Genomic DNA, 10,512 nt, shown 5'->3' on the forward strand with positions numbered 1-10,512 from the left:
CGCGCTGGTGAAACTGGCGCGGTCGATCGACTGGCGGTTTCTCGAAGAGCGGTTCGGCGCGGTCTATGAGGACAAGCCCGGGCGGCCGCCGCTGCCGACCCGTCTGATGGCGGGGCTCGCCATTCTCAAACACACCTATGACCTCTCTGACGAGGTGTTGTGCGAGCGCTGGCTGGAGAATCCCTATTATCAGTTCTTCTGCGGCGAGGAGTTCTTCCAGCACCGGCTGGTGTTCGACCGCTCCTCGCTGACGCGCTGGCGCCAGCGCATGGGCGAGGAGACGCTGCTGGCCTTGCTGCAGGAGAGCCTCTCGGTCGCCGCCAAGACCAATGCCATCAAGCCGGCCGATCTCAATCGCATCATCGTGGACACGACGGTGCAGCCCAAGAACGTGATGTTCCCGACCGATGCCAGGCTGTTGAACCGCGCCCGCGAGATCCTGGTCCGGCTGGCGCAAAAGAATGGCGTCAAGCTGCGCCAGTCCTATGCCCGGGTCGGCAAGTTCGCCCTGATCCAGCATCAGCGCTATGCCCATGCCAAGCAGTTCAAGCGCGCCAACCGCGCCTTGAACAAGCTCAGAACCTATCTCGGTCGGGTCATCCGCGACGTCACCCGCAAGATCGAAGGCGACCTTTGGCTGGAGCACATGGTGTTCGACCGGGCCTTGCCGTTGGCTCGACAGGTGCGCGATCAGACCCCGCGCCAGCGCGGCCCCAAGGTCTATTCGTTGCACGCGCCGGAAGTGGAATGCATCGGCAAAGGCAAGGCGCACCGGCCCTACGAGTTCGGCGTCAAGGTCTCCGTCGCCACCACGCTGGCGCACGCCAAAGGTGGCCAGTTCGTCACGCACGTGAAGGCGCTGCCCGGCAACCCCTATGATGGTCACACGCTGGCTACCGTCATTCCGGGGATCGAGGCGCTCGTCGGCAACGTCGTCGAGCGCATCCTCGCCGACAAGGGCTACCGCGGCCACAACGCGCCACCGGATTACAAGTTCAGGGTGTTCACCTCAGGACAGAAACGGCGCGTAACCCCGAAGATCAAACGCGAGCTGCGCCGCCGCTCCGCCATCGAGCCCGTCATCGGCCACCTCAAATCCGAACACCGGATGGACCGCAACTACCTCTGGTACCGCCAGGGCGACGCCAACAATGCTGTCCTTGCCGCCGCAGGCTACAACTTCCGCCGCCTCATCAGATGGCTCAGCCTTTTGCTGCGCCATCTCATGCTAACGATGTTTGCGGCAACCGAGATCCGTCCGGCCTGAAATCTCAGTTCTTCACGGACGACTACGAAGGGCAGAAGCGTGCCCCACCATTCGCAGCAATGCTGTCGATCGATGGTGGGCACGGCGCCTGCGCGCCTTAGCGATCCTGCGCGCGCGGCTCTATTTCTGTTATTTGCCCAGCCTTAGCGGTGCGGAGAACTTCTCCGTGCGGTCGCGCTCGGTCATGTCGACCACGGTCATCATCGGCGCCGTGAGCTCGTAGACATAGCTCGACTCGGTGAAGTAACGCTTCGAGGTGCCGCCCAGCGCCTCCGGCGCCACGCGATCGAGCAGGATCAGGCCGAAATCGCTGTCGGCGCGCCGCGTCGCTTCGCTGGTGTTGGACTCCTCCCAGCGGAAGTTGAACATGGTGTCGGGCTCCTGGCCGGTCACTTCCCATTTCGCCTGGATATGCGGATGCTTGCCGACCAGCGACAGCCCCTCGTCGGAGTGCGAGGCGAGCTCGAAAAACAGCAATGACAGGCTCTGCGCGGCCCGCGCGCTGACGGAGATGTCGGGACCGGACACGGCGATGCGGTCGGCATGGGGAATGGCCCGGGCCTCGAACAGGCCCTTGAGCTGCACGCCCTGCCACTGGCTCTCGCTCAACAGCGACACCACGTTCGACATCGCGTGGATGCGCCCGATCAGGAGCTCGCGCGCGACGTCGATGTCGGAGCCATGGCGCAGCGTCCGCGTCACGATCGACTGTATCACTGCCAGGATGTTCTTGACGCGGTGGTTGAGCTCGTCGATGACGGCGGTCAGCCGGCGCTCGAAGCCGATCCGCACCTGGATCTCGCGGCTCATGCGCAAATTGTTGTAGGCGACATAGCCGAACAGGCCGCAGACGATGCCGGTCAGCGCGAGCCCGATCGCGCCGACGATGGCGGCGGTCTGCTCCGCGCGTTTCTCGGCATTGGTCTTGGCGTAGTAGCTCAGCGACCAGTCCCGGCTGCCGAAACTCACGGTGCGCGTCGCCGACGGCGCCGGTCCGCCAGGCTCCGCGGTACGCGACGAGATCGTGCCCTCCTCATTGGCGATCAGCTCGCCACGCTCCCGGCGCGGATCCTTCAGCACCACCGCGAACAGCGAAAGGTCGTCATTGGCGAGCATCAACGGCGCAAGCTCGTAGGAAAAAGTCACGAATCCCGCCGGCGCGGTCGCGCCTTCGGGCACGACCGGAGCGGCCAGGATCAGGCCGATCGGACCACCGTCCGGCCGCGACAGCGGCACCGGATCGGAGCAGACCGGCTTGGCCTCGCTCATGGCGCGCGCCAGCATCGGCCCGATCACCGGCGCCTGGTCGAGCACGCGGCCGGCATAGGCCCTGGTCTCCGCATTGCGGGGCTCGAGGTCCATCAGCACGTCGAGCGGCTTGTCGAGCGCATGACGGTCGAGCGGCTTGTCATCGAAACTGCGGATGGTGGGATTCGGGAAGCCCGCAGATGCAAGCTCCGTGCGGGCGGTATCGAGCTCGCTCGGCTTGAGGCGCGCAATCCAGCTTGCGATCGAGAAATCGGTCTTGAAGGCATAGATCGATGAGCGCAGCGGCTGCAGCATGTTGGCCTTGATCACGGCCGGCGTGCGGAACAGGCCGGCGGCGACGCGCGCCAGCAGCTCGCGCTCGGTGAGGCGGTCCTGCACCAGGCTGGCGTGAACGTCGATGGCGCGGGACAGCGCGATGCCCTCGATGGTCAGCTCCTGCTCATGCACCCGATAGGCTGCAAGCCCGGAGAACAGGGCCCCGATCAACGCGATAAGGCCGACGATGAATCCCAGCCGAACCACTCGCTTACTCGAAGTTGACGGGTTGGCGGCAGCGCACGGTCATGGGGTGACGGCCACGGGAGCAAAGGGAAAAATGAAATACGGACCAACCAGCGACATATCCAACGAGATATCTTGATCGAGCCATGATGCTTGCGCAACCGAAGTCGGCTGAAGAGATTAACGGCGCTGCCCAAGGATGGTTCAGCCTCGGCAGAACCCGAAAGTGGATAACTGCCATAAGGCGATCCGGTTCCCGCGTGATGATCGCAGCATGGTTAACAGGGCCGCGGTCGGCAGACCGGCTGTGGGACCGCTCGGAGAGGTGGCGATTAGGCCGGCCGGGGAGCCGGCGCAAGACCGCCTTTGGACTCGATGAATTGGACGATGCGATCGAGCCCCTCATGCTTCCTGAGATTGGTCATCACGAACGGCCGCGCGCCCCGCATTCGCCTTGCATCCACCTGCATTTTTTCCAGCGAAGCGCCAACATGAGGCGCAAGGTCGATCTTGTTGATGACCAGCAGATCGGAGCGGGTGATGCCGGGGCCGCCCTTGGAGGGAATCTTGTCGCCGGCCGCGACGTCGATGACATAGATCGTCAAATCCGCAAGCTCGGGCGAGAAGGTCGCTGCCAGGTTGTCGCCACCGGACTCGATGAGCACCAGGTCGAGACCGGGGAATTTCCCGCGCATGTCGGCGATCGCGGCAAGGTTCATCGAGGCGTCCTCGCGGATCGCGGTGTGCGGGCAACCGCCGGTCTCGACGCCCGCGATCCGGTCCGGTGTCAGGGAGCCGGAACGGACCAGGAACTCGGCGTCCCATTTGGTGTAGATGTCGTTGGTGATCGCGGCGATGTCATAGCGGTCGCGCATCGACTTGCAGAGCAGGTCCATCAGCGCGGTCTTGCCCGACCCGACCGGACCGCCGACGCCGATCCGGAGCGGACCGTGGGATTTTGACATGGCGTGCTTCCCCCCTGGAATAGCGTCGCGGCCAACACTCACGACCGGAACAACCTCGTATATTGCGTCTCGTGGCGCAAGCTCGCGAGATCGGCCCGAAAGGTCGCGCCGCCGAGATCATCCAGCGTCGCGGCGATGGCGCGGACGGCCGTGGCCGCGACCACCGGCTCGAGCGCCGCCAGCACGCGCTGGCTGTCGGTCTGCCCGAGCGGAATGAGCCGGCTGCCGGCGGAAATCCAGTTCGAGACGAGCGCGTGCAGGAAGGCGTGCAAGGCCGGCGGCAGCGGAATGTCATGCACCGCGCTGACGAGCCCGACCGCGACCGGATAAACGATCACGCCGCCGCAGTTCGAAATTGCGTGGTCCAGGCCGTCGCATGACCATGCTGCACGAGCGATCTCGATGAAGGCGCGGCCCTGGGTCGTGGTTTCGAGCTGCCGCTCCCGCGACGGCACGAAGGCCGCGGCAAGCTCGGCGACCTCGCGCAGGGCGTGCGCGTCCTCCGCGCCGACGGCGCGATGCGCCAGGGCGAGGAACGCCGCGTCGCAAAAGCCCGAACCATCCTCCAGCATTGCCGCGAGCCAATCGCGCAGCGTTGCGGCGTCACCGATGTCGCCGGCCTCGACCGCCCATTCGATGCCGCTGGAATAGGAAAAGCCGCCGACCGGAAAGGCCGGCGACAGCCAGGTCAACAGCCGGTAGAGGCCCGCAGCTTCGGCTTCGGTCATCTCCTCCCGCGCCAGAGCCTTCGGCTCAGTCGTGCCCGTGAGCATGGGAATGGCCGTGGTGATGCTCATGCCCGCCATGATCGTGGTGGAGATGCGCATCATGATCATGATGATCATGATCATGATGATCATGATCGTGACGGTGGTCATGATGCTGGACGTGATCGTGCCCGGTATGCGCGTGCGCCGCATGCGCATGGCCGTGGCCGCCGCCGGCATAGGCGCCGCCCTCCGGATCGAACGGCGCCTCGATCTCGATGGCGCGGGCGCCGAGCCCCTTCACCATCGCCTCGATCACGTGGTCGCGGCGGATGCGCAGGCCCTTGGGTACGATCTGCGTCGGCAGATGGCGGTTGCCGAGATGCCAGGCGACGCGGATCAGATGATGCGGATCGGCGCCGCGGATCTCGAGCAGCGGCTCCGGCGCCGCGACGACCTCGACCAGCCTGCCGTCCTCCAGCACCAGCGCATCGCCGCCGCGCAACGCGATCGCGTTCTCGAGGTCGAGCAGGAACTCGAGGCCGCGCGTGCCGGTCATTGCCATCCGCCGCCGGTGACGGTCGTTGAAATCGAGCACCACGGTGTCGGCAGGGGCTTCGTTCCAGCGATGCTGCCCCAGCACCTTCGTCGCGCGGATCATGCGGAAATCTTGTCGACCTTGGCGTCGCTGATGATCTCGATCACCGTCGGTGCAGCCTTCAGCGACGAAGACAATTCACGCCAGACCTTGATGTGCGGCGAGCGGCTGTGCGCGTTGAGGTCCTCGCGCGTCTCCCAGCGCTCGACCACGACGTAGAGATTCGGATCATTGACGCTGACATGACCCTCATAGGCAACGCAGCCCTTCTCCTTCAAGGTCTCGGCGATGCAGTCCTTGTGACCCTTGATGAAGGCCTCGCGGCCTTCCGGCTTCATTGGCGTGGTGGCGATGACATAGATCATGGTATTCGTCTCCCGTTGTTCTTGCTTATGCCGCCCGACATTAGAACATGAAATAGCGCTGCGCCAAGGGCAGCACCTCGGCAGGCTCGCAGGTCAGCAATTCGCCGTCGGCACGCACTTCGTAGGTCTCCGGATCGACCTCGATGTCAGGCGTCGCGTCGTTGTGGATCATGCTCTTCTTGGAGATCTTGCCGCGGGTATTCTGGACCGGATAGAGCTTCTTGGCGATGCCGAGCTGGCGGGCAAGGCCAGAGGTCGCCGCGGCCTTCGAGGTGAACACCACCGAGGACGCGGTCAGCGACTTGCCGAAGGCCGCGAACATGGGCTGGTAGTGCACCGGTTGCGGCGTCGGGATCGACGCGTTGGGGTCACCCATGGGAGCGGCCACGATCGAGCCGCCCTTGACGATCAGGTCCGGCTTGACGCCGAAAAAGGCCGGTGACCACAGCACGAGATCGGCGAGCTTGCCCTTCTCCACCGAGCCGATCAGCTTCGACACCCCGTGCGCGATCGCGGGATTGATGGTGTATTTGGCGATGTAGCGCTTGACGCGGAAATTGTCGTTGTCCTTGCCCTTGTCCTCGGGCAGAGCGCCGCGCTGCTTCTTCATCTTGTCGGCGGTCTGCCAGGTGCGGATGATGACCTCGCCGAGCCGGCCCATGGCCTGAGAGTCCGAGGACATCATGGAGAGCGCGCCGAGGTCGTGCAGGATGTCCTCGGCCGCGATGGTCTCTTTCCGGATGCGGCTCTCGGCGAAAGCGAGGTCCTCGGCAATCGAGGGATCGAGATGGTGGCACACCATCAGCATGTCGAGATGCTCGTCGATGGTGTTGCGCGTGAACGGCCGCGTCGGGTTGGTGGAGGACGGCAGCACGTTCTTCAGGCCGGCGATCTTGATGATGTCGGGCGCGTGACCGCCGCCGGCGCCCTCGGTGTGGAAGGCATGGATGGTGCGGCCCTTGAAGGCCTTCACCGTATCTTCGACGAAGCCCGATTCGTTTAGCGTGTCGGTGTGGATCATCACCTGGATATCGTGGTCGTCGGCGACCGACAGGCAGTTGTCGATCGCTGCCGGTGTGGTGCCCCAGTCCTCGTGCAGCTTCAGCGCGCAGGCGCCGCCCTTGATCATCTCGACCAGTGACGCCGGACGCGACGCGTTGCCCTTGCCCGAAATGCCGAGATTGACCGGGAACGCGTCGAACGACTGGATCATACGTCCCATGTGCCAGGGGCCCGGCGTGCAGGTGGTGGCAAAGGTGCCGTGCGAGGGACCGGTGCCGCCGCCGAGCATCGAGGTGACGCCACTCATCAGCGCGTGCTCGATCTGCTGCGGGCAGATGAAATGGATGTGGCTGTCGAAACCGCCGGCGGTGAGGATCCTGCCTTCGCCTGCGATCACGTCGGTGCCGGGGCCGATCACGATGGTCACGCCGGGCTGGATGTCGGGATTGCCGGCCTTGCCGATCGCGCTGATCATGCCTTCCTCGATCGCGACGTCGGCCTTGACGATGCCCCAATGGTCGACGATCAGCGCGTTGGTGATGACGGTGTCGACCGCGCCCTGCTTGTTGGTCGCCTGCGACTGGCCCATGCCGTCGCGGATCACCTTGCCGCCGCCGAACTTCACCTCCTCGCCATAGATGGTGAAATCCTTCTCCACCTCGATGATGAGATCGGTGTCGGCGAGCCGCACTTTGTCGCCGGTGGTCGGGCCGAACATGTCGGCATAGACGGAACGCTTTATCTTGACGGACATCTTTCACCCCCAATGGCAATCCTTGTCTGGCGCCAGGACGCAGGCAGCAGGCTCACATCGCGCTCCCGGCTTTCGTGACCGCATCATCGAACATCGCATCGAGCGCCGCGTTGACGCCGCGGCAACCGGCGACCACCTGCTCGGCCCAGGCGACGTAATCCATCAGCTCGACGCGCTGCATCAGGTTCGGCTCGAAGAAGATGCGGGCGCGGATGTTCGAGATCTTGTCGGCGATCTTGATCAGCCTGGCGCCGCCCGACTTCGTCGGCGCCTCGACCACCTGGAGCCGCCGCCGCTCGTCCTTCGACAGCGTCATGTCGTCGGTCACCTCCTCGACGAGACCGGCGACGCGCGGGCCGAAACGCTGCGTCAGCTCGTCTTTCGTGGTGTCGGTATCTTCCATCGTGTCGTGCAGCCACGCGGCCGCAACCAGCTCGGCGTCGGCGCCACCGGTGGCAACGGCCAACAGATTCGCGACCTCGGCGAGATGATTGACATAAGGCTCGTCCCCACGCCCCTTGCGCTGCTGGCCGGAATGACGATGCGCGGCAAGCTGGGCAGCTTCCGAGACGAGGCGCAGTCCACTCAGCATCGGCTCAAGCTTCCTCATCAAGATCGCAAGCCGAACCGCTCGCTGCGTTCCCTCCCCCCGCCTGTCCGCCGAAGCCTTGACGAAGGCGGATGCGGGGGAGGGTTAGGGAGGGGGGTTCCGCTTGCTCCGCCGCCTGAAGTATGGCGAGGGCGACTCCTTCCAGATTCCGCATCACGTCATCATTCGTGAAACGCAACACCCGATAGCCCCGCGATGCGAACCATTGGTCACGCACTTCGTCGCGACGAATGCGCTCCTCGAAGTCATGACTCTCGCCGTCGATCTCGATGACGAGTTTGCAGCTATGGGCGACACAGTCCGCGATGTAGTTGCCCGTCGGCATTTGCCGCCGGAAACGCAGATGCGCTAGACGATGGGCCTTGAGATGACGCCACAGAAGCGTCTCCGCGCGCGTCATTGTGCGGCGGAGTTCTCTGGCGTGACTTCTTTGAAATTGAGAAACCTCGTCGTGTGGCATACCCCCCTCCCCAACCCTCGCCCGCATCCGCCTTCGCCAAGGTTTCGGCGGACAGGCGGGGGGAGGGAGCGAGACACTCGCACTCACCTCACAACAGATCATCTCCACCCGCCGCCTTGCGCCGACAAATCACAGTTTCCCCATCACGTCGCCGCGGAAGCCGTAGATCGTCTTCTTGCCGGCGAGTGCGACGAGCTGGACGTCGCGGGTCTGGCCCGGCTCGAAGCGCACCGCGGTGCCGGCCGCAATGTCGAGTCGCATGCCGCGGGCCTTCTTGCGCTCGAATTTCAGCGCCGGGTTGGTCTCGAAGAAATGATAGTGCGAGCCGACCTGGATCGGCCGGTCACCGGTGTTGGCCACCGTCAGCGTGACGGTCTTGCGGCCCGCATTGAGCTCGATCTCCCCGTCCTGGATGAAGAGTTCACCGGGGATCATGTTCTTTCCTCCGTCATATCAGCGGATCGGCTGGTGCACGGTGACGAGCTTGGTGCCGTCGGGAAAGGTCGCCTCGACCTGGATGTCATGGATCATCTCGGGGATGCCGTCCATCACCTGGCTTCGTGTCAGGACCTCCGCGCCCGCCTTCATCAGTTCGGCGACGGTGCGGCCATCACGTGCCCCCTCGACGATGAAATCCGAAATGAGCGCGACCGCCTCGGGGTGGTTGAGCTTGACGCCGCGCTCCAGCCGCCGCCGCGCCACCATGGCCGCCATCGAGATCAGAAGCTTGTCCTTTTCGCGGGGAGACAGATTCATATCGTCACTCTATGAATTGCGATCGATCTAGTTGAGCCAGAGCCGCGGCAGCGGACGACCCGCGGCGCGGCCGAGCACCGCCACCATGTCGGCGCGCAACCGCGCGACATCTTGGGCACAGAAGCGCGCCATTGCAAATCCATTCCAGGCGGAAAGTCCGACCTCGCCGCCGAACGAGTCGGAGACTTCCCTGATTCGTTCCACCAGCGCCTCGTCGCCGGGCACCATCAAGGCCGTGGCCACCGCGCCCGCTCCGGCGGCGATCGCGGGCCTATCGAGCTGGGCGCCGATGTCGCCCTCAAGCCGCACCGTCTCGGCGAAGACGAGCCGGCCGCCCCGCTTCAGCCGCCAACGGTCGACGAGGCTGCCCTGGCGCAGACGCTCGCCCATGGCCGCGCGGCCGAAAACCAGGATTTCGCAAAGCAGGAGCGAGGCACCTTCGGCAAGGTCGATGTCGATCCGCCGCGACAGGCGTGCGTGGTCGAACAGGATGGTCTCCTGCGGCAGCCAGGCGAGCGCCGCGTCGTCGGCGACCTTCAGCGTGATGTTGAGCTCGGCGGGCGCGCCGAGCGCACGGTAAACCTTCTCAGCCGCGGCCGTCGTCAATGTGAGCCGTGCGCCGGCACCGACTGCGATCTCGACATCAAAGCGATCGCCGCCAGCGATCCCGCCGGCCGTGTTGACGAACACTGCCGACAGACCGGCGTCCTCGGGCGAGGGAAACCGAACCCGCAGCGATCCCGCTTCATGCAATGCGCCGCGGCGTGTCACGCCGTCCTGCAGGCAGACCTCGAACGCGACCGCGCCCCGGGCGCGGTTCGCATCAAAGACCGCAGACGCGCCTGATTGCTCGCTCGGCATCCCTCCCCCGGCCGGTCGTGGTAGACCGGAACGTGCTACAGCGCCATCTGGCGGCTGATCTCGCCCGGATCGAGATTGGCGCGGTCGCAGGTGAACTTCACCGCGCCGCGATCCATCACCGCGAACTTGTCGCCGAGTTCACAGGCAAAGTCGAGATATTGTTCGACCAGCACGATGGCGATGTTGCCGAGATTGCGCAGGTACGAGATCGCCCGGCCGATGTCCTTGATGATCGAGGGCTGGATGCCTTCGGTCGGTTCGTCGAGCAGAAGCAGCTTCGGCCGCATCACCAGCGCCCGCCCGATCGCGAGCTGCTGCTGCTGGCCGCCGGAGAGGTCACCGCCGCGCCGGCCGAGCATCGATTCCAACACCGGAAACAGCGAGAACACGTCGTCCG

The 10,512-nt window shown here is 64.9% G+C and carries 13 protein-coding genes; 1 reads left to right on the forward strand and 12 read right to left on the reverse strand.

The annotated features are described in order from the left end of the window. A partial coding sequence (locus JOY90_RS09540; RefSeq protein ID WP_291690890.1) for an IS5 family transposase occupies positions 1-1,267 on the forward strand: 1,267 nt, incomplete at its 5' end. Between the two features lie 129 nt (positions 1,268-1,396). Here JOY90_RS09540 and JOY90_RS09545 read toward each other — a convergent pair. From JOY90_RS09545 to JOY90_RS09600, 12 genes are all read right to left on the reverse strand, one after another. Continuing rightward, positions 1,397-3,058 (reverse strand): HWE histidine kinase domain-containing protein, encoded by a 1,662-nt coding sequence (locus tag JOY90_RS09545; RefSeq protein ID WP_291690891.1) that lies wholly within the window; start codon positions 3,056-3,058, stop codon positions 1,397-1,399. Between the two features lie 311 nt (positions 3,059-3,369). Next, a complete protein-coding gene (gene ureG, locus JOY90_RS09550) occupies positions 3,370-4,002 on the reverse strand; it encodes an urease accessory protein UreG (protein ID WP_291690892.1) in 633 nt (210 codons plus the stop codon). Positions 4,003-4,040: 38 nt separating this feature from the next. Further along, positions 4,041-4,775 (reverse strand): urease accessory protein UreF, encoded by a 735-nt coding sequence (locus JOY90_RS09555; protein WP_291690901.1) that lies wholly within the window; start codon positions 4,773-4,775, stop codon positions 4,041-4,043. Further along, positions 4,756-5,370, reverse strand: a complete 615-nt coding sequence (ureE, locus tag JOY90_RS09560) for an urease accessory protein UreE (RefSeq protein ID WP_291690893.1) — start codon at positions 5,368-5,370, stop codon at positions 4,756-4,758. The genes JOY90_RS09555 and ureE overlap by 20 nt, the downstream gene beginning before the upstream one ends. Beyond that, a complete protein-coding gene (locus JOY90_RS09565) occupies positions 5,367-5,672 on the reverse strand; it encodes a putative quinol monooxygenase (protein ID WP_291690894.1) in 306 nt (101 codons plus the stop codon). Before JOY90_RS09565 ends, ureE begins: the two co-directional genes overlap by 4 nt. 40 nt (positions 5,673-5,712) lie before the next feature. After that, the gene (gene ureC, locus JOY90_RS09570; RefSeq protein ID WP_291690895.1) at positions 5,713-7,428 is read right to left on the reverse strand and encodes an urease subunit alpha; all 1,716 of its coding nucleotides are present in this window, start codon (positions 7,426-7,428) and stop codon (positions 5,713-5,715) included. Between the two features lie 52 nt (positions 7,429-7,480). Further along, positions 7,481-8,020: an HD domain-containing protein gene (locus JOY90_RS09575; RefSeq protein ID WP_291690896.1), complete on the reverse strand. Its 540-nt coding sequence runs from the start codon at positions 8,018-8,020 to the stop codon at positions 7,481-7,483. Between the two features lie 4 nt (positions 8,021-8,024). Further along, complete coding sequence (locus tag JOY90_RS09580; RefSeq protein ID WP_291690897.1) at positions 8,025-8,498, reverse strand: endonuclease domain-containing protein; 474 nt, start codon at positions 8,496-8,498, stop codon at positions 8,025-8,027. A 129-nt stretch (positions 8,499-8,627) separates the two neighbouring features. Further along, positions 8,628-8,933, reverse strand: coding sequence for an urease subunit beta (locus JOY90_RS09585; RefSeq protein ID WP_011084271.1), 306 nt, complete (start codon positions 8,931-8,933; stop codon positions 8,628-8,630). An 18-nt stretch (positions 8,934-8,951) separates the two neighbouring features. Beyond that, a complete protein-coding gene (locus JOY90_RS09590; protein ID WP_291690898.1) occupies positions 8,952-9,254 on the reverse strand; it encodes an urease subunit gamma in 303 nt (100 codons plus the stop codon). A gap of 27 nt (positions 9,255-9,281) precedes the next feature. Continuing rightward, complete coding sequence (locus JOY90_RS09595) at positions 9,282-10,115, reverse strand: urease accessory protein UreD (protein WP_291690899.1); 834 nt, start codon at positions 10,113-10,115, stop codon at positions 9,282-9,284. Between the two features lie 35 nt (positions 10,116-10,150). Further along, positions 10,151-10,512: ATP-binding cassette domain-containing protein (locus JOY90_RS09600; protein ID WP_291690900.1), on the reverse strand; the 362-nt coding region annotated here is incomplete at its 5' end.

Origin of the sequence: Bradyrhizobium sp., assembly GCF_019242285.1 — a bacterium.
In the GTDB taxonomy this organism is placed as follows: Bacteria; Pseudomonadota; Alphaproteobacteria; order Rhizobiales; family Xanthobacteraceae; genus Bradyrhizobium.

What these genes read in the sequence shown, in the direction of transcription:
- ureG (WP_291690892.1), bottom strand. Translation starts at nt 4,002, where the DNA reads ATGTCAAAATCCCACGGTCCGCTCCGGATCGGCGTCGGCGGTCCGGTC.
- JOY90_RS09555 (WP_291690901.1), bottom strand. Translation starts at nt 4,775, where the DNA reads ATGCTCACGGGCACGACTGAGCCGAAGGCTCTGGCGCGGGAGGAGATG.
- ureE (WP_291690893.1), bottom strand. Translation starts at nt 5,370, where the DNA reads ATGATCCGCGCGACGAAGGTGCTGGGGCAGCATCGCTGGAACGAAGCC.
- JOY90_RS09565 (WP_291690894.1), bottom strand. Translation starts at nt 5,672, where the DNA reads ATGATCTATGTCATCGCCACCACGCCAATGAAGCCGGAAGGCCGCGAG.
- ureC (WP_291690895.1), bottom strand. Translation starts at nt 7,428, where the DNA reads ATGTCCGTCAAGATAAAGCGTTCCGTCTATGCCGACATGTTCGGCCCG.
- JOY90_RS09575 (WP_291690896.1), bottom strand. Translation starts at nt 8,020, where the DNA reads ATGCTGAGTGGACTGCGCCTCGTCTCGGAAGCTGCCCAGCTTGCCGCG.
- JOY90_RS09580 (WP_291690897.1), bottom strand. Translation starts at nt 8,498, where the DNA reads ATGCCACACGACGAGGTTTCTCAATTTCAAAGAAGTCACGCCAGAGAA.
- JOY90_RS09585 (WP_011084271.1), bottom strand. Translation starts at nt 8,933, where the DNA reads ATGATCCCCGGTGAACTCTTCATCCAGGACGGGGAGATCGAGCTCAAT.
- JOY90_RS09590 (WP_291690898.1), bottom strand. Translation starts at nt 9,254, where the DNA reads ATGAATCTGTCTCCCCGCGAAAAGGACAAGCTTCTGATCTCGATGGCG.
- JOY90_RS09595 (WP_291690899.1), bottom strand. Translation starts at nt 10,115, where the DNA reads ATGCCGAGCGAGCAATCAGGCGCGTCTGCGGTCTTTGATGCGAACCGC.